Here is a 21,171-nt window from a genome sequence, read left to right as displayed (position 1 = left end):
GTCGAGACGGTACGCGGAGGTATCCACCGATGGCAGCATTAACCCTCGCGGACGTGACGAAGGTGTTCAGCGACGGTAGTGACGACGCGGTCATCGCCGTCGACGGCGTCGACATGGAGATCCGGGACGGGGAGTTCCTCGTCCTGGTCGGCCCCTCGGGCTGCGGGAAGTCCACCACGCTCCGGATGATCGCCGGACTGGAGTCGGTCACCCAGGGCGAGATCCGCCTCGGCGACCGCCGCATCAACGACGTGGCGCCGGCCGACCGGAACATCGCGATGGTGTTCCAGTCGTACGCGCTCTACCCCCACATGACCGTCCGGGAGAACATGAGCTTCGGCCTGGAGGAGTCGACGGGGATGGCCGACGCCGAGGTCGCCGCGACGGTCGAGGAGAGCGCGAGCATGATGGGTATCGAGGAGCTGCTGGACCGGAAACCGTCGGACCTCTCCGGCGGCCAGCAACAGCGGGTCGCGCTCGGCCGCGCCATCGTCCGGGACCCGGAGGCGTTCCTGATGGACGAGCCGCTGTCGAACCTCGACGCGAAGCTCCGGGCGACCATGCGGACCGAGCTCCAGCGCATCCAGGAGGAACTCGGCGTGACGACGGTGTACGTCACCCACGACCAGACCGAGGCGATGACGATGGGCGACCGCATCGCCGTGCTCGACGAGGGGGTGCTCCAGCAGGTCGGCACGCCGCTGGAGTGCTACCACGAGCCGGCCAACCGGTTCGTCGCGGGCTTCATCGGCGAGCCGTCGATGAACTTCTTCGACGTCGAGCGCCAGGGGACCCGGCTGGTCGCCGACCGGTTCGACTACCCGCTGAGCGAGGCCACCCACGCCGCGCTGGGCGACACGACCGAACTCGCGCTCGGCATCCGCCCGGAGGACATCGAACTCGTCGGCGAGCCCGGCGACCACGCGTTCGAGACGGTCGTCGACGTGGTCGAGCCGATGGGCGACGCCAACGCCTGCTACCTCACCTTCGACCGCTCCGGAACGGACCCGGAGACGTTCGTCGCCACCGTCGGCGGGATGCAACAGGTCGAGGCCGGCCAGCCCGCCGTCGCCCACCTCCCCGAGTCCGCCATCCACCTGTTCGACCGCGCGACCGGCGAGGCGCTGCGGAACCGCGACCTCCCCGACGACGACGGCGTCCAGCAGGCGGTCCGGAGCGACTGACTGTCGGTCGTGCTTTCTCCGTTACTGCCACGATTATCGCCGTAGTCGTGGTTCTCTCCCCGCATAAGCCGCGTTGGCGAGTGTAGCCCCGGAGAACGAGGTTACGTCGGTAGTCTGCTGGAAACGTCCGGGCGGGCGACCCGGTGTTTAGCCGCCGTCGCGGATGCGGTCGGCGATGTCGTCCAGTTCGTCCTCGCTCAGGTCCGGGCGGTCGCCGGCGACGGTGTGGATGGGGCCGCCGCCGTCGCCCTCGAAGCGCGGGACGATGTGGCCGTGGACGTGGGGCACCTCCTGGCCCGCCTCGGGGCCGTTGTTGAAGGCGACGGTGGTGGCGGGCGCGTCGACCGCGTCCTCGACGACGGGGACGAGCGCGTTCAGCGTCCCCAGCACCGACCCCGCCAGGCCGTCGTCCATGTCGTTCAGCCGCTCGTGGTGCGCCTTGGGGATGACGAGCGTGTGGCCCGGCGCCAGCGGGTTCGCGTCGAGGAAGGCCAGCACGTCCTCGTCCTCGTAGACGGTGCGCCCGGGGATGTCACCGGCCACGATGCCGCAGAAGATGCAGTCCTCGCTCATGCGCGTGGCTGGGGGCGGCCCGCCCAAGTAGGTTCGGGGCGGCTCACGCCGACGAGAGCGCCGCCAGCACGTCGTAGGTCTCGCGCATCTTCGCGGTGTCCCACGCGTCCCAGTTGTCGTCGGGCTGCCACCGGTAGCGGACCGTGCGGCTCCCGTCCACGATGACGAGCCCCCGTTTGGGCTCGGGGGCGCCGTCGGCCCCGTCCTCGGTCATGCCGCAGGCCTCGTAGACGGTCAGGTCGCCGTCGCTCAGGAGCGGATAGGTGATGTCCTCGTCCGCGATGAACTGCCGGTGGCTGTACGGGCCGTCCGTCGAGATGCCGAGGACGGTGACGTCGTCGTTGAACATCAGCCACTCGGAGTCGTTGATCTCGCAGATCTGGGTCTCGCAGACCGGGCTGTAGTCGTAGATGTAGAACACCAGCAGGGCCGGCCGGTCGCCCGCGACCGACGACAGCGTGAACTCGCGGATCTCCGTCCCCTTCGCCCCCGTGAGGGTGAAATCCGGGATGGTCTCCCCCATCGTCATCGGTTGCCGTACGTCGCCATGTGTAAAAATCGTGGCGTCGGTTCGTGCGACCAGGTGCCGGGGTCGGGTCGCCGGAAGGCTTTGGTCCCCGTCACGCCAAGAGCGGCGGTATGACCGACCGTTCAGGCGGGCCGGGAGTCCCACTCGCCCCCGCCGTCGACGGCCACGTCCACCTGATGCCCGAGCGGCTGATGGGGGCCATCCGGGAGTCGCTCAACGACGTCGCCGGCTGGGAGTTCCCCCACGGCGCGGACGTCACGGCCGTCGAGGCCGAACTCCGCCGGCACGGCGTCGCCCGCTACGTCGCGCTCCCGTACGCCCATCGTGCGGGCATCGCCCGCGAGCTGAACGACTGGCTCGTCGACGCCGCCGCGGACTCGGAGATGTGCATCCCGTTCGCGACCGTCCACCCGGAGGACGACGTCGGCGCGGTCGTCCGCGAGGCGTTCGACGCCGGCGCGCGGGGCCTGAAGTTCCAGTGCCCGGTCCAGGAGGTCGCACCCGACGACGAGCGGCTCGGCCCGGCGTACGAGCTGTGTGCCGAGTACGGTCGCCCGGTCCTGTTCCACGCCGGGACCGCGCCGATGTTCGAGGACTCCGCCCACGTCGGCATCGACCGGTTCGCGTCGTTCGTCCGGAGCTACCCGGACGTCCGGGCCTGTGCAGCACACATGGGGACGTTCGAGCACGAGGCGTTCATCGACCTCGCGCGCGAGCACGACCGGGTCTTCCTCGACACCTGTTTCGCGATGGCGACCGTCGTCGGCGACTACGTCGACTTCGACCCCGCCGCCATCCCGGACGCCGTCTTCGAGGACCTCGCCGGGCAGGTGCTCTACGGGTCGGACTTCCCGAACATGCCCCACGCCTACGAACGTGAGTACGAGGGCCTGCTGGCGCGGGACCTCTCCGAGTCGGCGTTCGACGCGCTGTTCCGAGGGGCCGCTAGCCGGTTCCTCGGCCCCGAGGTCGACCTGCCGGCCGCCGACGCGCACCCGACCGACGGGGCCGAGCCGTAACCGCGGCGGCGTTCAGGCGGCCCGGTAGCGGTCCCCGTCCCACCGTGCGAACCCGAGGACGGCGGCCCAGTCCAGCAGGTGCTCGACGCGCTCGCGCCACACCGCCTCGGTGTCCGTGTGGCGCCGGCGCTCCCAGTTCGGGATGCGGTCGCGGAACCGGTCGAAGGCCCCGGCCACGGTCAGCCCGTCGTCGGCCGCCGCCAGCGCCGCGAGCAGTTCGTCCGCGCCGAAGACGCGCTCGCGGAAGCGGTCGGCGAGCGCCGCCCGCCCCGGGTCGGCCGTCGGGTCGGGCGCGTCCCGGACGCGGTGGTAGCCCCGGTCGCTCTCGGCCACCAACTCCAGGGCCCGCGCGAAGGTGAGCCACTCGCTGGCGTCGTCGCGGGCGGCCACGACGCCGGCGTTCACGAGACGCATACAGCAGTCGTCCTCCGAGCGGGGGACCAGCGGCACGGCATCGCGCGCCCGGGCGAGCAGGTCCAGGGCCACCGCCGGCTCCTCGCGGGCCGTGTCGGGCAGCGCGGGGACTATCTTGAACCGCATGGGAGCCCGAAGCTCTCCGCCAGCAGCGACTCGTCGGTGCCCCCGACCGCGTGGGTGGGTCCGCCGAGCACGTCCACGGTGACCTGGGCCGGGGCGAACACCTCCCGCGGGATGGCCTCCAGGTTCCAGTCGGCGTCCTCGAAGAACTGCTCGAACGGGGTGCCGTACTCCGCGCTCGCGGTGGAGGGGACCTCGTCGAACCGGTCGAAGTCACGGTCCACCGTCAGGTGGACGCGGGCGCCGTAGGCGAGTGCGTCGTTCGTCCGGGCCATCGCCGTCGCCTCCCCACCCGCGACGGGCGCGACCGGCGCGCGCGCGGTGACGGTCAGCACGTCCAGCGGGTCGTAGTCCAGTTCGGCGAGCCGGTAGACCGCCAGCTCGCCGGCCCGGGCGGCGGTGGTCACGCTGCCCGCGATGGAGCCGGTGCGGTAGGTCGGGAGGAAGACGCTGCCCGTATCGACGCCCGCGAGGTCGGCGACGGACTCGGCGACCGCCTCGTCGGGGAGCGTGTCCGACTCCACGCAGAGGGTGGCGAAGTCGGCCGCGTCCTGAAACCCCGTCTGCCGGAACTCCTCCTCCTCGGCGACCAGGGCGCGGGCCGGGCCGCTCCCGAGCCCGTCGTAGCCGCCGGGGAACTCGTCCCAGCCGGCCTTCTGCGAGCAGAGCAGCGCCAGCGCCGGGTGGTCGCAGGTCAGCTCGACATGTGGTATGGTCGCGTCCGCGACCGTCCCGGAGGCGTCGGCCTGGACCGTCGCGAGCCCGCCGGTGGCGATCTCCGCCAGCAGCAGCCCCGCCTCCAGCCCGCCGTACGTCTCCACGCCGAAATCGAGCACCGTCGCCCCGTTGTCGAGCTCGTCGGTGTCGATGGCGAGTTCGTCCTGGAAATCGATGGCCTCGTCGACGAGTTCGACGGCCATCACGTTGAGACTCTCCATGCGCGGGCGTTCGGCCGGTCCGGGCAAAGAGTTGTGGTTGCTCGCCCCGGCGGGGGGACAGGACGGTTGGAGTTCCTGTCAAGCCCGGCCGTTTAGCGGGCAGAGGAAGTACCGTGGCGGACCGAACGGGGTCGTCGTCCCGTCAAGATACGGACGGCGGTCGGCGATCGTCAGTTCACCGTCCGCCTCGGCGGCCCGAACATCGGCCGCGGAGGTCAGCGGCTCGCTCAGGGTCACGCCATCGTCGAGGGTCGCGGCTTTGTGCACCCACTGGCCGCCGTTCCAGTCCCGGTCGCCGGGTGCGGACTCGGAGACGAACGGGCTAGCGTTCGCGTTGGCCGTTCCGCCGCCACCGGGAAGCGAGGCTCTCGTCCCGTCGTTGACGAAGTAGATGACGTCATTCGGCTCCGGTTCCTCGTCGAGCGTCCGCACCACGTTCGTTCGCCAGAGGATGCCGTTGGCCCAGACGCGGCCGAACTGCTTGCCGTTATCGTCGTTTCCGCGCGCTGCCACACTTCCAAGACTCCCGATACCGACACCGGCGGCGAGTGCCGCCGCGCCGGTCCGCAGGACGCGTCGTCGAGTCGGATTGTAGTCGTCTCTCATCATATCAGGAGGCTCCCGCCTCCGACTGACTGGACGGAGAGGGGGTGTAAGTCGATTTTTCGGATTTCGAGTCAACTCCGTTCGGTTGGATAGTAATTCAGTGTCAAGTTCGGTCCCCTCGAGCCCGGATCGGCACCTCGACGCGCCGTTTAAACCCGCGCCGCTCCCACTTCGACGTGTGCGCGAGTACGCCTTCGAGTTGGCCCTCTGTGCGCATCGCGAGCCGCAGGTCGACGGGCTCCTCGCGCGTCAGCTCGGCGCCTCCTGCCACGGTACCCGCGTGCTGGACGTGGTCGAACTGGCCCCCGGGCCCCGCTTCGACGACCGCGTCTCGCTCTGTCCCGGGACGATACCGGCGCCGGTCCTGGAGAGCGATGTCGGCCCCGGGACCGCACGGGACCCCCGTGAGGCGCTCGACGCCCATCCGGACCGTCTGGACGACGTCGTCGAGGCGGCGGTCACAGCGGGCTACCTCGAGCGCGAGCGCCGGGACGGCCGCGACCTGGTCCGCGCTACCGGTCGCTATCCCGAGGGCTGGGCCGGGCGGCTCCGCGGCATCGAGAACAAGCCCGACCTCGGCCGCCCCGGCGACCTCGAACGGCAGTTGCGGACGGACGTCTCGCTCGGGTTGGTCGACGAGGTGGTGCTGGCGACGGCCTCGCACGTCACCGGCGCCCACCTCAACCGCATCCCCGACGCGGTCGGCGTCTGGCGGTTCGACCCGGAGACGGGCGGGCGCGAGGTGGTCCGCGAGCCGACCCCGCTCGACGCCGACGGCCCCGGGGTCGAGCCGCTCGCCGAACACTCGGGACGGACGGATATCGCGGTCGTGACCGCGGCCGAGAAGCGCCGCGCGCGCCGCCGTCTCGCCGAGCGCGCCTTCGGCAAGGGCTGGCGCCCCGCCGCCGAGGTGTGGCCCGACTGCGCCCGGGTCACGGTCGACGAACGCGCCGGGGTCGGCCCGCTGCCGGACTGCCCGTGGAAGGGGCGCCTCGTCGACCCCGCCAGCGAGTGTGGTCCCGCCTGCGGCGGCCACGAGCGCGGGACCGCACCGGCGGTCGACCCCGAGGCCGCACGGGCCGCGGCGACCGCCTGGGACCCCGACGCCGGCGACCGGCGTCGGCAGACCGGGCTGGACAGCTTCGGCGACACCGGGTGACGCCACGAGCGACGACGATACCCCTCGCCGGTTCCGATCTCGGCCGGGGGATATCCTCACACCCGAGCCGTCATCCGGAGAGACGGTACACCGGCCGAGGGCATTCAGCGCGGCCCGAAGCCGACCGGCGGGTCGAGCGGACTCGTCGCCAGGTCGGGGGAGAGCTCGGGGTCGTTGTAGCCGCCGGGGGCGACGTCGTTCGGGCCGGAGGGGTAGCACAGCGCGGCGAGCGCCTGGATCTGGTCGCGCCCCACGCCGAGTTCGAACTGGCCGCCGCCGTAGAGCGTGATGTCGTGGGCGGCGGCGTGGTCGAGCGTGTCGAACAGCGACCGCACGGTGCCAAAGCGGGAGGGTTTGACGTTGAGCCAGTCGGGCTCCCAGGGCAGGTCCCGGACGCTCCCCACGCCGGTGATGGGGTAGTCCCAGGCGACGCGGTCCTCGCGACCGTCGAAGACGGGTCGGGTGGCGTCGGTGAGGCGCGGGTCCTCGACGACGGCGTCGGGGAGCCCCTCGACGACGAGCCGGTAGAGCTCCGGGTCCGGCGTCAGGTCGACCTGGGTGCCCTCGTAGAGGCCCTTCAGGTCGAGCACCCGGACGGCGCCGGTGTCGGCCAGCCGGTCGACGAGGGCCGCGTCCCAGTCGTCGGTCGGGTCGAGCTTGAGTTCGGCGTCGGGGGACGTCTCGAGCAGGTCGGCGACGCGGTCGAAGCCGGCGTCGCCGAGCCGGGTGCTGACGACGAACCGGACGGGGTCGTAGTCGCGGCCGAGCAGGTCGCCCAGCGTCCGGCCGGCCTGCTTGCACGCCAGGTCCAGGGCCGCCGACTCGACGGCCCAGCGCCGGTAGTGGCGGGCGGTCTCACGCCGGGGTGGCTCCGGAAAGAGCTCCACGTCGTCGAGCGCGCGGGAGAACTCGTCGAACGTCCACTCGCCCTCGAACGCCGCGAACGCGGGGTCGGCCTCGGCCAGCGCCTCGTGGTCGGGGGTGTCGTAGGCCACGTCCTCGCCGCGGCCGGTCGCCCCGCCCCCCGAGAGGGCGAACGTGGTCGTGGCGCGTGTGAAACCGCTGGAGGTGTCGCGCTCGCGGCGCGTCCGGTCGTGGCCCGCAACGGTGAGCGTGAGGTCCGCGACGGCGTCGTAGAGGCTCATGCCGGAGCGTAGGGGCGGACGGGGCATAACGGTGCGCGGGGCCGTCCCGGACTCCCGGTTTTTTCCCCTCCGGCCGCGGCCCTCCAGTATGGACGACGACGGGGAGGCGACCGACACGGCCGGCGGCCGGGAGGACGACGCCTCGGCCATCAGCTTCGGCACGGACGGCTGGCGCGCGACGCTCGACGAGTTCACCGACGCCCGGGTGCGGATGGTCGGGCAGGCCGTCGCGGACCACCTCGACGCCGAGGGCGAGCCCGGCACCGTCGCGGTGGGGTACGACGCCCGGGCGACCTCCCGCGGGTTCGCCGAGGAGCTGGCGCGGACGCTGTGCGCGAACGGGCACGACGTCCTCCTCCCGGAGCGGGACTGCCCGACGCCGGCGGTCGCCTGGACCGTCACCGACCGCGACCTGGCGGGCGCGCTGATGGTGACCGCGAGCCACAACCCGCCGGAGTACAACGGCGTGAAGTTCGTCCCCGCGGACGGCGCGCCCGCGCTACCGACCGTGACCGACCGGCTGGAGGCGACCCTGCGGGCGCCCGACCCGCTGCCGGAGGCCGAGTGGGGGACCGTCGCGGAGATCGATGTCGTCGGCCCGTACGTCGACCACCTGCTCGCGTTCCTCGGCCTCGAGAACGACGACCTCGCGGGGCTGACGGTCGCGTACGACGCGATGCACGGGAGCGGGCGCGGCGTGACCGACCGCGCCCTCGAGCGGGCGGGCGCGGAGGTCGTCGAGCTCCGGACCGACGACGACCCGACCTTCGGCGGGACGCCGCCGGAACCTGCCGCGGAGCGGCTGAGCGCGCTCGTCTCCCGGGTGACCGACGGCGACGCCGACCTCGGGGTGGCCAACGACGGTGACGCCGACCGCATCGGCGTCGTCGCACCGGCGGAGGGGTACGTCGACGCGAACATGCTGTTCACGCTGCTGTACGACCACCTGCTGGGGTCGCGCTCGGGCGGCGCCGTCCGCACCGTCTCGACGACGTTCCTCGTCGATCGGGTCGCCGAGGCCCACGGCGAGTCCGTGACGGAGACGGCGGTCGGGTTCAAATGGGTCGCCGAGGCGATGGCCGAGACGGGGGCGCTGCTGGGTGGCGAGGAGTCCGGCGGCTTCGGCGTCCGGGGCCACCTCCGCAACAAGGACGGCGTCCTGCTTGCGCTGCTGGCCGCCCGGGCCGAGGCCGCGGAGCCACTCGACGGCCGGCTCGCCCGCCTCCGCGAGGCCCACGGCGACATCCACCAGGACCGCGTGAGCGTCGACTGCCCGGACGACCGGAAGGCGGCGGTCGTCGCCGGGCTGGGCGAGGCGCTCCCCGACCGGGTCGCCGGGGCCGCCGTCGACCGGGTCAACGACGTGGACGGGTTCAAGATCCTGCTCGGCGACGGGACCTGGTTGCTGGTCCGGCCCTCCGGCACGGAGCCGAAGATGCGGGTCTACGCGGAGGCCGGCGACCCGGGGCGGGTGGCGGCACTGTTGACCGCGGGCCGGGAGCTGGTCGAGCCGCTGGTGTGAGTGGCGAGGGGTCCGGGTCGCGCCGGGCGCGACCCGGACTACGGTAACTCACCGCGATATCTGGATTCTCCGATACGCTCGGTATCGAACCCGAGGTTTCGGTAAAAACCGCGTAGTTTCGTGTCGAACTCCGCGACTAACCGGTCACGGCGGGCGGCCGCGGCCACGACCAGCGCGCTGCCGATACCCCGGCCCCGGCGCCCGGGGCGCACCGCGACCGCCTCGATGTACGCCCCATCCAGCACCAGCGCGCCGAGCACGCGGCCGTCGGTCACGGCGACCAGCACCTCGCGCTCCCCGTCCATGACGGCCTCGCGGTCGACCTCCAGGCCGGCCATGTCGACGATGCTGAGCGCCGTCGCGCGCTCGCCCTCGCGGGCCGGACCGACGGTCACGTCCGCGGGTGGGTCGGGCCTGGAGCCTCCGTCGGCGTCCTCGCCGTCCCCGTCGGCGTCGCCCGAATCGCGGCCGCCGCTCCCATCGGGTATCGCCATCGGTCTACGCCCCGATATCCGCGACGACCGCGAGCAGTTCGGCCTCGGTCGGCCGGTCGCCCGGAGCCGTCTCCGGGTCCGCGAGCAGGGCGGGCGCGTCGAGGTCCGGTGCCGGGTCGCCGACGGGGTCGTGCGTGCGGCTCGCCAGTGGCATACCCACCGGTAACCGTTCGACGGGCTTGAACGGCAGGGCGAGCGTGTCGGGCTGCGCGGAACCGGAACGGGCCGGATCTGGGACTGCCGGCGCCACCCTGGACCAGGCCCGACACCCCGACGGTCTCGGCCGTGACGGGGGCGTCGGCTGGCACCGGCGACCCGTCGACGAGGGCGGTCGCCTCGCGGGGCAAGAGCGAGCACGCCCGGAGGAGGTCGGCGTCGGTGGCGAGGGCGAGGTCGTGCTCGCCCTCGCCGACCACGTCCGCGGTGACCCGCATGGCCGCCGGTTGTGCGGGGGAGTGCGCGTGAGGTCCGTCGAGTCCTCAGTCCACCCGGACGGTCCGGGACTCCGCGACGGGAGCGAGCGGCAGGTCCGGGAAGGCGACCGTCACGCGGTAGGTCAGCTCGTCGGTCTCGCTCGTGCCGAAGAGGCCGACGGTCGTCTCGGTCTCGCCCAGATGCGTCTCCGAACTCGACATCTCGCGGCCGTTGACCGTCACGCGGACGCCGGCGCGGGCGCTCCCGGCGGTCGAGCGGACGGTGACCGGGCACATCGCGCGCTCGCCCAGCGCGATGCTGTCCGGGAAGTCCCCCCAGTCGACCGCGACGACCGGGAGGTCGCGGGCGTTCCGGAGGACCCGCTCGGCGACGCCCTCGGAGAGCCCCGCGTCGACCAGCCCCTCGACGCCGGCGGCGACGAGGTCGGCCGGGGTGGTCAGCCCCTCGGCGGCGAGCTTCCCGGCGCGGCCCCGGGCGACCCCGTCGACGGCCGTGAGGCCGACGGCATCGCCGGAGATACCGGTCTCGACGCGGGCCTCCACCCGGCGGACGAGGTTCGCGGCGCGGGCGTCGGCGAACTCGCGGGCGAACGCGTGCAGTGCCGCCAGCAGCCGGAGGACGTTCTGCCGGATGACCCAGGCGTCGCTCTGCAGTTCCCCCGGCGTCGACCCGCGCATCGCCGCCCGACAGATGGCGAGCACCTTCCGGTTGCCCGGCTCCAGGTCCTCCCCCTCGGCGTCGGTCGCGAACGACTGGCCCAGCACGGACTCGACGGCGTCGCGCTCGCTCTTCCGGGCGCTGACCGAGTCGAACTCCGCCGCGGCCGCGACCGTCCGGAGCACGTCGCCCTCGTCGATGGGCCGTTCGGCGGCCCGCTCGGCCAGGTCGGCGAACTCGCGGGCGGTGTCGAGCCGCATGTAGAACTTCGAGGCGAGCCGGCCCAGCGGCGTCGGTCGGAGCCGCAGGCCGTCCTCCTCGACGAAGCCGTCGGCGACGAGCGAGTCGAGGGTCCCCCGGGCCCGGGTGCGGAGGTTGCCGCCGAACGGGTAGTCGATGGACCCGTCGGTCGCCCCGTCGGGCGCGGACTGGGCACGGACGTAGTAGAACGTCGTCTCCAGCCACTCCATCACGTCGTCCATCTCGCGGACGTAGCCGAGCGCCACCTCCGCGTTCAGGTGGGCGTCGAGGTCCTCGGCGAGCCGGGACTCGATCTCCTTGCCCTCGCGGAGCAGGGTGCGGTACTTCTGGGCGTCCGCGCCGTCGGAGACGACGTAGGCGTAGCCGGCGTCGTCGTACCCCGGCCGGCCCGCGCGCCCCAGCATCTGGAGCACGTCGAGCGGGCTCATGTCCACCTCCCCCTCCAGCGGGTCATGGAGCTTCGTGTCCCGGATGACCACGCAGCGCGCGGGCAGGTTGACACCCCACGCCAGCGTCGAGGTCGAGAACAGGAGCTGGACCGTCCCGTCGCGGAACCACGCCTCGACGCGGTCCTTGTCCTCGCGCGAGAGGCCGGCGTGGTGGAAGGCCACCCCGTCGACGACGGACTGCCGGAGGGTGTCGTTGTTCAGGTCCTGGGCCTCGCTGTGCATGTCGTAGTCGCCGCGGGCGCCCATCTCGATGTCACGCTCGGCGACCACGTCGCGGGCCTTCTCCGCCGCGCGAACGGTGTCCTGCCGGCTGGAGACGAACACCAGGGCCTGCCCGCCGTCCTCGACGTGGGGCTGGGCGAGGTCCATCGCGCGGAACAGCCGCCGGTACTTGTCCTGGAACGGGTTCTCCCCGTGGGCGTACGTCTCGACGCCGGCGTGCAGCGGGACCGGCCGGTACTCCTCGCCGAAGGTGAAGGTGCAGTCCTCGGGGGCGTCCAGCCAGCCGGCCACGTCCTCGATGTTGGGCATCGTCGCCGAGAGCGCGACCACGCGGGGGGCACAGAGCCGCCGGAGCCGCGAGACCGTCACCTCCAGCACGGAGCCGCGCTTGTCCGAGTCCAGCAGGTGGACCTCGTCGATGATGCAGCAGTCCACGTCCGTAATGAACGAGTGCCGGGCGGTGTCGTGCTTGCGCGTGGCGGAATCGGCCTTCTCAGGTGTCATCACGAGCACGTCCGCGCGCTCGGCACGCCGCGGGTTCAGGTCGCGCTCGCCCGTGACGACGTAGACCGAATACCCGAGGTCCTCGAACCGCTCCCATTCGGACTCCTTCTCGTTGGTGAGCGCGCGCAGCGGCGCGAGGAAGAGGGCGGTGCCGTCCGACCGCAGGGTCCGGCAGATGGCGAGTTCCGCGAGCGCCGTCTTCCCCGAGGCGGTGGGCGCGCTGACGACCACGTTCTCCTCGGAGTCGAGCACCGCGGGCAGCGCCGCCCGCTGCATGCGGTTGAACTCCTCGAACGGGAACACGTCGGCGAAGTCGGGGACGGCCTCGTTGACACGCATGGTATGAGTGCCACGGACCGCGTGCCCGCGGCGGGATACCGGGAGGCAGGGGCCGCCGGACAAAGGGGTTTCCCATGCGGCACGGCGGGGGATGGAGAGTGCGGACCGTCCGGACGGGCTCGGTGAACGGTGGACCGAGGGACGGAGATCGGCCGATCCGGCGGTCGGGACAGGGCATCCCCACACCGACCGGGCCCGGGCCGGGGGCTACTGCGGCGCGATGGTGATCCGTCGGCCACGGTCGATGGCCTGCTCCAGCTCCTCGGCGATGGCCGAGCCCCGGGAGACCTGGATCTCGCCGCCGCGCGAGACCGTCGCGGTGAACAGGTACTCGTCGCCCGCCCGGATCTCGACGGTCTCGCCCTGGTAGCCCTCCGCGGGGACCATGACGTGCCGGCCGGTGACCTCGGGGGTGACGATCTCGCCGGCACCGCCCGACGCGCCGCCGGACCCGCCGCTGTTGCCGCCGCCACCGCCAGCGTGGCGCGCGCCGTCGGGGCGCTCGTCGTGCGTGCGGACGTCGATCTCCATCCCCAGCCGGTCCTCGATGTCGGAGATGCGGCCGCCGCCCTTCCCGATGACCGTGGAGATGTCGTTCTCCGAGACGTAGACGCGAGCGGAGCTCCGGCCCGTGATCTCCACGTCGACGCGGTCGCGGGCGACGGACTTGATCTCGCGCTCGATCTCCCCCTTGGCGATGCGGTCGACGCCCGTCTCGTCGTCGTTCTCCTCGTCCAGCGGGACGGTGACGACCTGGTTGTTGAACGTGTAGATCTCGTACGCGGCCTCGCCGGTCTCGAAGTCGCTGATTACCACGACCGGGCGGGTGAGGTCCTCCTCCATCAGCCCGTGGGGGACCTTCACCTCCGTCGTCACGTCGTAGACGGTGTGGACCTCGCCGGCCTCGATGTAGACGACCGTGTCGACGACCTGCGGGATCATCCCGAGTTCGACGCGGCCGACGAGCCGCTGGAGCGCGTCGATGGCCCGGGTCGCGTGGACCACACCCAGCATCCCGACGCCGGCCAGGCGCATGTCCGCGAAGACGGAGAAGTCCGACGTCTTGCGGACCTCGTCGTAGATGGTGTAGTCCGGCCGGACCATCAGCAGCGAGTCGGCGGTCTTCTCCATCGAGCCGTCCAGTTCGGTGTACTGGGTGATGTTCGGCCCGACCTGGAGGTCACGGGGTTTCTCCATCGTCTTGACGGCGAAGCCGGCGTCGGCGAGGAACTCGGCGACGGCCTGGGCGAACGTGGACTTGCCGGCGCCCGGCGCGCCGCTGATGAGGACGCCGCGCTGTTGCTCCTGCAGCCGGTCGCGGAGCTCGCCGGCCAGTTTGTAGTCGTCGAGGCCCGTCTTCGCGATGGGCCGCACCGCCGTGATCTCGTAGCCGTCGGCGAACGGCGGCTGCGCGACGGCGATCCGCATATCGCGGAACTGGACGATGCTCATCCCGGGCTCGGAGAGCTCGATGAACCCCTGGCTGGACTGGCGCGCGGACGCCTCGATCTCGGCGGCCCACTCCTTCAGCTGGGCCTCGGAGGAGGGCTCGTCGCGGATGGCGCCGTAGCGCATCTCTCCGAGCGAGCCCCGCTTGGCCATCGGCGCCACGCCCGACCGGAGGTGGACGCTCATCGTCTCCTCGTCGAAGAACGCCTCGATGGAGAGCGTGTCCACGTCGCGGGTCTCGGCCTCGACGTACTCGACTCCGATGCCCTTCGCCCGGGCGACCTCGGCCTGGACCGCGTCGCTGGTGAGCAGCGTGGCCTCGTGCCCGTCAGCGATCTCGCGGATGACCGCGTCGATGTCGCCCTCGTGGGCGCCGCCGATCTCGTCGCTGGTCGGCCGCTCGCCGACGTATTCGACCGCCAGGTCGCCGGCGTCGGCGAGGCTCGCGAGCCGCTGGAGCTCCTCGAGGCCCTCCCAGCCGGTGTCGATGCCGGCGTTGGCCTGGGACTCCAGCTCGGAGACGACCGCCTCCGGGACGTACACCGTCTCGACGGGCTCGCCCCGTTCGTGGAACTCGGACACACGGCCGTCGATGACCGCGCTCGTGTCCGGGACGACGTTCATACTCTCACTTGGGTAGTGTCCGGTTTAAGATACCGGGATGCCGGCGCTCGGCGGGGCGCCCCGCCGCCGGGCCGCGCCGATGCGACCGGTAGCGTTTATCCGGATACCGACCCCAGCCACCGACATGGACGTGAAGTCGCGCCACCATCTCCGCGGTGACGAGATCGACGACATCGTCGAACATATCGAGACCCAGCTCGGCGTGACCGTCGCGGGCGACTCGTGGGAGGACGTCGAGTTCGTCGACGACGACCGCCGTGTCGTGCTCGTCGACGGGGAGCCCGCCGTGGCGTTCTACGACGGCGAGCCGTTCCTGACGGTACAGGGCGCCAATCGGGTCCCGCCCGAGCGCCGCGTCGTCACCGTCGACGCCGGGGCCGTCTCCTTCGTCTCCGACGGCGCGAACGTGATGCGCCCGGGCATCGTCGAGGCCGACGCCGCTATCGACCCCGGCGATCTCGTGGCCATCGCCGAGGAGACCCACGGGAAGGTGCTGGCCGTCGGCCGCGCGGACGTGAGCGGCGACGAGATGGTCGGGGACAGCGGCAAGGTCGTCGACTCGCTGCACCACGTCGGCGACGACCTCTACGAGTTCTCCGTCTGACCACGGCCGCTCTCGACCCGGCGAACGGTCATCGCGCTCCCGGCCCCGAGCCCGAACGCCGCGAGCGCGAGGGTGGTCAACGAGACGACGAACGCCTCGTCCGGCGGCAGGCCGGCCGACCCCAGCAGCACCGCCGAGACGTAGGTCGTCACGCCGGCGAAGGCCCCGCTCCAGCGGTTCCCCGGGCCGAACAGTCCGAGCGCGTCGCGCTGTTCGTAGACCGCCACGGCGGCAGCGAACCAGGCGACGGCGAGGACCGACAGCAGGAGCGGGTCGGTCACGAGGAACCCGTGTGCGGGGATGGTGACCGCGACGGCGGCGAGGAGTCCGACGACCCAGCGGTTGAGCGTTGCCACACCGGCAGTTCGCCGGGGCGGGAGAAAACAGCCGCGACCGGGCCCGGGCCGAAACGTATACTTCCGCCGCTCGGCAACGGCCGGCCGTGACGGATGCGGACGACCGACTCCGGCTCGCGCTGTTGAACGCCTCGACCAGCGAGCGCGCGACGAGTCAGAACTTCCGCCGGGAGCTGGACGCCGACCTGGCGGAGTTCCAGGTGAACGACAGCCAGTTCCCGCGGGGCTTCGACTTCGACGGCGTCGTGATCACGGGCTCGGCGGTGTCGGTCTACTGGGACTCCGAGCAGGAGTGGGTGGAGCCGGTCTCGGAGTGGCTCCGGGAGGCCGTCGACCGTGGGCTCCCCGCGCTGGGCATCTGTTTCGGCCACCAGCTCCTCGCGCACGCGCTGGGCGGGCGCGTCGCGGACATGGGTGAGTACGAACTCGGCTACCGGGAGGTCCGGCGGACCGACATCGACGACGGCGAGGCGACGACCGACGGCGACCCCCTGTTCGAGGGACTGGACGAGGCGTTCCTCGTCTTCACCACCCACTCGGACACCGTCGCGGAGGTGCCGCCGGGTGCCGAGGTCATCGCCGAGAACGACTACGGCGTCCACGGCTTCCGGCTGGGCCACGTGGTCGGCGTCCAGGCCCACCCGGAGTACGACCAGGCCATGGCCGAGGCGGTGACGCTGACGAAGGACCTGCCCGACGAGCGGATCCAGCGCGTCCTCGACGGCATCACGGAGGAAAATTACGCCCGCGCGTGCGAGACGAAGCGGCTGTTCGACAACTTCACCGACTACGCCCGGCGGCTGCGCGCGGGGCGGGCTGCCGTGGACTGACTCGCCGCCGGGAGCGCCGTTGCCACAATCGCTATTCCCGTACCCGCACAACTCGTGGTATGAGCATCACGGACGCCGACTGGCGGGTCATCCGGGAGGAGGTCCTCGGCGGGGCGAGCGCGATGGCCTACGACGAGGTCGCGGCCCGGACCGCGGCCGAGGAGGGTGTGGGCACGGTCCGGCTCTACCAGTGGCTCCCGGCCTGTCTCTCGCTGGGCTACCGGCAGCCCCCCGACACGGTCGACTGGGCGTTCTGCGAGTCCCAGGGTATCGACGTGGTCCGGCGGCCGACCGGCGGCGGCGGCATCTACCACGACACGCACGGCGACATCGCGTACTCCGTCATCGCGCCGGCCGAGGCGGTGCCGGGGAGCCTGGCGGAGACGTACGAGCTGTTCTGCGAGCCCCTGTTCGACGCCTTCGAGCAGCTCGGCGTGCCGGCCGCCTTCGCCGACGAGCCCGCCGAGGCGCTGTACGAGCCCTCCTGCTACCTCCGGGATATCGACCCCGCACACGACATCGCCGTCGGCGGCCGGAAGCTGGCGGGCAACGCGCAGTACCGGACCCGCGACGCGGTGGTCCAGCACGGCTCCATCAGCTTCGAGGTCGGCGCCGAGCGCCATCTCGCCTGCTTCGCGGACCCGCCCGTCGACGCCGACCGGTTCCGCGAGCGCGTGACGGGGCTGAGCGACCACGCCGACACGGAGCGGGACGTGCCGCTGGACTCAGAGCACGTCGGGCTGACCGACAGCTACAATCTGGAGCGGGACCGTGCGGTGCGGGTCATCGAGGACAGTCTCGGGGAGTGGTGTGGCGCCATCGCGGGCGAGGAGTGGGTCACGGACGACTGGACCGAGGCGGAGCGGGCGGCCGCCGCCGAGCTGGCCGAGGCGAAATACCGGAGCGAGACGTGGACCCGGGACCGCGAGGACCCGACCGAGGACTGAACCGGGCGTCTCACCGACGGCGGCAACGTTCGCGCCCGCCCGACAGTTTATATCGGAGGATTCGAAAGGTGGAGTCCATGCCACGGGTCAACATCGAGTACTGCGCCCCCTGTCGGCTCGCCGGCGAGGCCACCGAGACCCGCCGGGTCCTCGCCGACTGGCTCGGCCAGCGACACGACCTGAACGTCAGCTGCTCGCCCTCCTCCGAGGAGCTGTTCTGCGTGAGCGTCGACGGCGACCGCGTCTGGTGTACGGACCCGGACGACCGTATCGACCCGTTCGAGGCGGTGGCGGCGGTCCGGTCGCAACTGGCCTGACCGCGACGCAGGGCCGCCCGACCGTCCCGCGTCGGCGCGCGGTTCCGGCCCGACGAGCACGCCGACGTCCACGCCCAACCGGCGAGTGAGCGACGCCCGACGCGGAGGCCAGAACGATTCAACGAGCGGTCACTATTCGGTCAGCACCAGAGTTCGATGCATATGACCGACCATCGAGTACATATCCAGCACGTATCGGAATAATTCGGGGGTCCGCCTCACTCGCGTCGCCCGTGTTGTTCGACCCCACCTCCGACGGCCGCCGTCGGCGCGGATGCGCTCGACGGCTCCCTGGGCGCGCTCCTCGTCGGCGTCGAGGACCCGGACCCGCCGCCCCTCGACATCCCGATCGTGGCCGAACTCCGCCTTCCGGAGCGTGCAGAGATGCGCGCAGGGCCCGTCGTGATGCTCGTAGCCCGGACAGTCGCACGCGCCGACGTACGCTCCGTGGTCGCGCTCGAGGCGACAGATATGCGCCTTCTCGCCGTCGGGAAGCAGCACCGACCACTCGTTCCACGAGCGCCGCTCGATGAGCGCTCGGTCCGGGTCCGCGCGCTCCCAGCTGGTCGAGCGAGCTTCGGCCTCGGCGTCGAAGTCGAGGAGGCTCACGCCGACCACCCCGAGTCGGGACAGTAGACGGCGCCGCAGTTCTGACAGTAGCGCGTCCCACGCTCGTTGACGCCCTCGACGGGGTGGGGACAGTCGCGCCTCACGCCGGCCACCCCGTTTCAGCAACGGAATCTCCGGGACGGCGGAGGGGTACGTTACGAGTCTTGTTGCGCTCCAGACTGAGACGGGGCGCTCGCGGCGCGGAATCGCAGGACGGCGTTGGAACTGTCGGGAACCGTGATACGGCCGGAAAGAGGATCCGCCCTCCCCGATTTGAACGGGGGACAAGTCGATCTACAGTCGACTGCTCTACCAGTCTGAGCTAAGGGCGGATGGTTGAGTTAGGGCCGGTCACGGCCTTAATCGTTGTCATCCGGCGAAGGTGTGGGCACGGAACACACGCGCTGTCGGACGTGTGAGACCGTCGACACCGTCGGTCAGCGTCGACAGACGGACGTCTGACGCACGCGAAGCTTGAAATGGGCTGACACACAACATCCGACAGCGTGAGCAAAATAACGTTCCGGGCAGACGACGACCTCGTGGCACAACTGGAGGAGTTCGACGCCTCCAAGAGCGAGGTCATGCGCGAGGCGCTCCGCGAGTACCTCGGGGAGCCGTCTGACACCGGAGCGTCGGCGGGGGACACCACCGAGGGGTCACTCGACGAGCTCGTCGCCGAACGCGTCGACGCTATCATCAACGACCGACTGGAGGGGTTCCGCACCCCCGCCGGGGGCCAGGATATCAACGTAAACATCGCTCTCGACGGCGAATCCGCGGGGAACGCTACTGCAGAGACGAACACCCGTAAGACGGCGTCACCCGACCCCGCAAACGAGCCCGAGGCGGGTGAGAAGCCGTGCGCCCAATGTGGCGAAGACCTGACAAAGGACCACGTTTACTGCCCGAACTGCGGTGAGAAGGCGAGCCACCGCGTGTTCTGTGAGTGCGGGGACGAACTCCGCTCCGACTGGGCGTTCTGCCCCTCCTGTGGCCGTCGGACGACCGCGGCCGACGTGTTAGACAAGCAGTAAACAGCCCGAAAACGACTTCTGACGCCGATAATCGACGTAATCACGGCCGATAATACCCACGAGCAACCGACGGACCCGGGCGAGTTTACCCCCTCAGATCGGTGTGCAGGGACCACCGGGGGACCCGTAAACGCCGTATTCGGCCGTCTCACCCCAGTTTACGGGGTCGTGCGACGAGCGTCATACGCTCGTGACAAGGTTTAAGTAATAGCCGTCTATGCATACGGCTGCGTAAGACGGTCGTCTTACAGCGCGGGTGGACGGATTACATCCGGCCGCCGTCGTGTGGTTTCGCGCTGTATGACCCATGCGGGTGTGTGCCGCAACGCCGTCTTGCCGACCAACAAGGGAGCTAACAACAATGGAGCGTGTGACACTACGGATTCCGAAGCAGCAGATCGATGAAGTCGAGCGAATGGTCGACACGGGGGAGTTCCCCAACCGGAGCGAGGCGATCCGGTCGGCCGTCCGCGAGATGCTAAACGAACACGAGGACAGCGACCGGTCGAACGACCGGCGCGGCTGGGCCAAGGTGTAGACGATGCAGGACATCGTCAACTCCGCACTGGAGAACGCCGAGGCCGAGTCCCGCCACATGGACGGCGACGACGCCGGCGACTTCGGTGACCCGCGCATCGTTATCGTCGGCGCCGGCGGTGCTGGTAACAACACCGTCAACCGACTGTACAACATCGGCGTCGAGGGCGCCGAAACCATCGCTATCAACACGGACAAGCAGCACCTGCAGATGATCGAGGCCGATACGAAGATTCTCGTCGGCAAGTCCCTCACCAACGGGCTCGGAGCTGGTGGCGACCCCTCGATGGGCGAGCGCGCCACCGAGATGGCCCAGGGGACGGTCAAGGAGGTCATCGGCGACGCCGACCTCGTCTTCGTCACCGCCGGCATGGGTGGCGGGACGGGGACCGGCGCCGCCCCGGTCGTCTCGAAGATCGCCAAGGAGCAGGGCGCCATCGTCGTCGGCATGGTGTCGACGCCGTTCAACGTCGAGCGCGCCCGCACGGTCAAGGCCGAGGAGGGTCTCGAGAAGCTGCGCAACGAGGCCGACTCGATCATCGTGCTGGACAACAACCGCCTGCTCGACTACGTGCCCAACCTCCCCATCGGGAAGGCGTTCTCCGTGATGGACCAGATCATCGCCGAGACCGTCAAGGGCATCTCCGAGACCATCACCCAGCCCTCGCTGATCAACCTGGACTACGCGGACATGACCTCAATCATGAACCAGGGCGGGGTCGCGGTGATGCTCGTCGGGGAGACCCAGGACAAGAACAAGACCGAGGAGGTGGTCAACGACGCGATGGAGCACCCGCTGCTGGACGTCGACTACCGCGGTGCCTCCGGCGGGCTCGTCCACATCACGGGCGGCCCCGACCTCACGCTGAAGGAGGCCGAGGGCATCGCCCAGCGCATCACGGAGCGGCTCGAGGCCTCCGCGAACGTCATCTGGGGTGCCCGTATCCAGGACGAGTACAAGGGCAAGGTGCGGGTCATGGCCATCATGACCGGCGTCCAGTCCGCACAGGTGCTCGGGCCGACGACCCAGAAGCAGGCCGACGCCTCCCGCGCAGCCATCGAGGGCGACGCCTCGCCAGAGTCCGGTAACACGGACACCTTCGGGGTGGGCGAAACCGATGGCGGCAAGCCCGAGACGGCCAACGAGAAGAACAACGGTCTGGACGTTATCCGATAGATACGGAAACCGATATTTCCTTTGCGGTCGTCTACACGGTTCAGAGACTCTCTCTTCGCTTGAATCGGGCCTATGCTGTCAACAGACTCGTCTGACAGATGTCGGCTCGTC

23 protein-coding genes, 1 tRNA gene and 1 pseudogene are annotated in these 21,171 nt (G+C 70.9%); 11 read left to right on the top strand and 14 right to left on the bottom strand.

All coding sequences use genetic code 11. The annotated features are described in order from the left end of the window. Positions 1-29 precede the first annotated feature (29 nt). Positions 30-1,184, top strand: coding sequence for an ABC transporter ATP-binding protein (locus tag DP107_RS07805; RefSeq protein WP_144261571.1), 1,155 nt, complete (start codon positions 30-32; stop codon positions 1,182-1,184). A 147-nt stretch (positions 1,185-1,331) separates the two neighbouring features. Here DP107_RS07805 and DP107_RS07800 read toward each other — a convergent pair whose 3' ends face one another. Continuing rightward, a complete protein-coding gene (locus DP107_RS07800) occupies positions 1,332-1,757 on the bottom strand; it encodes an HIT family protein (RefSeq protein WP_144261570.1) in 426 nt (141 codons plus the stop codon). A 43-nt stretch (positions 1,758-1,800) separates the two neighbouring features. Beyond that, entirely contained in the window at positions 1,801-2,286 is a 486-nt protein-coding gene (locus DP107_RS07795; RefSeq protein WP_144261569.1) for a redoxin domain-containing protein, read from the bottom strand. Positions 2,287-2,396: 110 nt separating this feature from the next. Here DP107_RS07795 and DP107_RS07790 point away from each other — a divergent pair, with 110 nt between their 5' ends. Next, on the top strand, positions 2,397-3,305 hold the full coding sequence (locus DP107_RS07790) for an amidohydrolase family protein (RefSeq protein ID WP_144261568.1): 909 nt from the start codon (positions 2,397-2,399) through the stop codon (positions 3,303-3,305). Positions 3,306-3,317: 12 nt separating this feature from the next. On the opposite strand, the gene DP107_RS07785 is transcribed toward DP107_RS07790, so the two are convergent. The 3 genes from DP107_RS07785 to DP107_RS07775 all read right to left on the bottom strand — a co-directional run bounded on the left by DP107_RS07785 (position 3,318) and on the right by DP107_RS07775 (position 5,386). Then, entirely contained in the window at positions 3,318-3,845 is a 528-nt protein-coding gene (locus DP107_RS07785; protein ID WP_238330817.1) for a hypothetical protein, read from the bottom strand. Then, complete coding sequence (gene mch / locus DP107_RS07780) at positions 3,830-4,780, bottom strand: methenyltetrahydromethanopterin cyclohydrolase (RefSeq protein ID WP_144261567.1); 951 nt, start codon at positions 4,778-4,780, stop codon at positions 3,830-3,832. The genes DP107_RS07785 and mch overlap by 16 nt, the downstream gene beginning before the upstream one ends. Positions 4,781-4,858: 78 nt before the next feature. After that, positions 4,859-5,386: a hypothetical protein gene (locus tag DP107_RS07775; protein ID WP_144261629.1), complete on the bottom strand. Its 528-nt coding sequence runs from the start codon at positions 5,384-5,386 to the stop codon at positions 4,859-4,861. Positions 5,387-5,564: 178 nt separating this feature from the next. On the opposite strand from DP107_RS07775, the gene DP107_RS07770 reads away from it, so the two are divergent. Beyond that, a complete protein-coding gene (locus DP107_RS07770) occupies positions 5,565-6,545 on the top strand; it encodes a DUF5787 family protein (protein ID WP_144261566.1) in 981 nt (326 codons plus the stop codon). Between the two features lie 104 nt (positions 6,546-6,649). Here the strand turns inward: DP107_RS07770 and DP107_RS07765 are convergent, their stop codons facing one another. Further along, positions 6,650-7,690, bottom strand: coding sequence for an enolase-like domain-containing protein (locus DP107_RS07765; protein ID WP_144261565.1), 1,041 nt, complete (start codon positions 7,688-7,690; stop codon positions 6,650-6,652). A gap of 88 nt (positions 7,691-7,778) precedes the next feature. Here DP107_RS07765 and DP107_RS07760 point away from each other — a divergent pair, with 88 nt between their 5' ends. Then, positions 7,779-9,212: a phosphoglucomutase/phosphomannomutase family protein gene (locus DP107_RS07760; RefSeq protein WP_144261564.1), complete on the top strand. Its 1,434-nt coding sequence runs from the start codon at positions 7,779-7,781 to the stop codon at positions 9,210-9,212. A 38-nt stretch (positions 9,213-9,250) separates the two neighbouring features. Here DP107_RS07760 and DP107_RS07755 read toward each other — a convergent pair whose 3' ends face one another. The 5 genes and pseudogenes from DP107_RS07755 to DP107_RS07740 all read right to left on the bottom strand — a co-directional run bounded on the left by DP107_RS07755 (position 9,251) and on the right by DP107_RS07740 (position 14,646). After that, positions 9,251-9,706, bottom strand: a complete 456-nt coding sequence (locus DP107_RS07755) for a GNAT family N-acetyltransferase (protein ID WP_338072726.1) — start codon at positions 9,704-9,706, stop codon at positions 9,251-9,253. Between the two features lie 4 nt (positions 9,707-9,710). Beyond that, positions 9,711-9,860, bottom strand: a complete 150-nt coding sequence (locus DP107_RS19925) for a hypothetical protein (protein WP_185977223.1) — start codon at positions 9,858-9,860, stop codon at positions 9,711-9,713. A gap of 124 nt (positions 9,861-9,984) precedes the next feature. Continuing rightward, positions 9,985-10,140 (bottom strand): annotated as a pseudogene (locus DP107_RS21410) (ubiquitin-like small modifier protein SAMP2); the annotation flags it as partial. Between the two features lie 45 nt (positions 10,141-10,185). Next, positions 10,186-12,573: a DEAD/DEAH box helicase gene (locus DP107_RS07745; RefSeq protein WP_144261563.1), complete on the bottom strand. Its 2,388-nt coding sequence runs from the start codon at positions 12,571-12,573 to the stop codon at positions 10,186-10,188. A gap of 207 nt (positions 12,574-12,780) precedes the next feature. Then, positions 12,781-14,646 (bottom strand): PINc/VapC family ATPase, encoded by a 1,866-nt coding sequence (locus DP107_RS07740; protein WP_144261562.1) that lies wholly within the window; start codon positions 14,644-14,646, stop codon positions 12,781-12,783. A gap of 124 nt (positions 14,647-14,770) precedes the next feature. Between DP107_RS07740 and DP107_RS07735 the strand changes: the two genes are divergently transcribed. Further along, positions 14,771-15,250 carry an RNA-binding protein gene (locus tag DP107_RS07735; RefSeq protein ID WP_144261561.1) on the top strand — a complete coding sequence of 160 codons (480 nt, stop codon included), beginning with the start codon at positions 14,771-14,773 and terminating at the stop codon, positions 15,248-15,250. Here DP107_RS07735 and DP107_RS07730 read toward each other — a convergent pair. Then, the gene (locus tag DP107_RS07730; RefSeq protein WP_144261560.1) at positions 15,232-15,606 is read right to left on the bottom strand and encodes a hypothetical protein; all 375 of its coding nucleotides are present in this window, start codon (positions 15,604-15,606) and stop codon (positions 15,232-15,234) included. The two genes, DP107_RS07735 and DP107_RS07730, sit on opposite strands and share 19 nt — an antisense overlap. 86 nt (positions 15,607-15,692) lie before the next feature. Between DP107_RS07730 and DP107_RS07725 the strand changes: the two genes are divergently transcribed. The 3 genes from DP107_RS07725 to DP107_RS07715 all read left to right on the top strand — a co-directional run bounded on the left by DP107_RS07725 (position 15,693) and on the right by DP107_RS07715 (position 17,700). Next, complete coding sequence (locus DP107_RS07725; RefSeq protein WP_144261559.1) at positions 15,693-16,436, top strand: type 1 glutamine amidotransferase; 744 nt, start codon at positions 15,693-15,695, stop codon at positions 16,434-16,436. Between the two features lie 59 nt (positions 16,437-16,495). Further along, positions 16,496-17,383 carry a lipoate--protein ligase family protein gene (locus DP107_RS07720; RefSeq protein WP_144261558.1) on the top strand — a complete coding sequence of 296 codons (888 nt, stop codon included), beginning with the start codon at positions 16,496-16,498 and terminating at the stop codon, positions 17,381-17,383. Positions 17,384-17,460: 77 nt separating this feature from the next. Next, positions 17,461-17,700, top strand: coding sequence for an Rdx family protein (locus DP107_RS07715; RefSeq protein ID WP_144261557.1), 240 nt, complete (start codon positions 17,461-17,463; stop codon positions 17,698-17,700). 132 nt (positions 17,701-17,832) lie between these two features. Here the strand turns inward: DP107_RS07715 and DP107_RS07710 are convergent, their stop codons facing one another. Continuing rightward, entirely contained in the window at positions 17,833-18,309 is a 477-nt protein-coding gene (locus DP107_RS07710) for a hypothetical protein (protein ID WP_144261556.1), read from the bottom strand. A gap of 258 nt (positions 18,310-18,567) precedes the next feature. Beyond that, positions 18,568-18,641: transfer RNA gene (locus tag DP107_RS07705), tRNA-Tyr, on the bottom strand. A 174-nt stretch (positions 18,642-18,815) separates the two neighbouring features. Here DP107_RS07705 and DP107_RS07700 point away from each other — a divergent pair. From DP107_RS07700 to ftsZ, 3 genes are all read left to right on the top strand, one after another. Next, positions 18,816-19,346, top strand: coding sequence for a double zinc ribbon domain-containing protein (locus tag DP107_RS07700; RefSeq protein ID WP_144261555.1), 531 nt, complete (start codon positions 18,816-18,818; stop codon positions 19,344-19,346). Between the two features lie 361 nt (positions 19,347-19,707). Further along, on the top strand, positions 19,708-19,884 hold the full coding sequence (locus tag DP107_RS07695) for a ribbon-helix-helix domain-containing protein (protein ID WP_144261554.1): 177 nt from the start codon (positions 19,708-19,710) through the stop codon (positions 19,882-19,884). A 3-nt stretch (positions 19,885-19,887) separates the two neighbouring features. Further along, the gene (ftsZ, locus tag DP107_RS07690) at positions 19,888-21,060 is read left to right on the top strand and encodes a cell division protein FtsZ (RefSeq protein ID WP_144261553.1); all 1,173 of its coding nucleotides are present in this window, start codon (positions 19,888-19,890) and stop codon (positions 21,058-21,060) included. Positions 21,061-21,171 lie beyond the last annotated feature (111 nt).

Origin of the sequence: Haloglomus irregulare (genome assembly GCF_007421925.1) — an archaeon.
GTDB lineage: Archaea > Halobacteriota > Halobacteria > Halobacteriales > Haloarculaceae > Haloglomus > Haloglomus irregulare.
The sequence above is the reverse complement of the archived record's forward strand: the minus strand, read 5'-3'. Positions and strand labels throughout refer to the sequence as shown.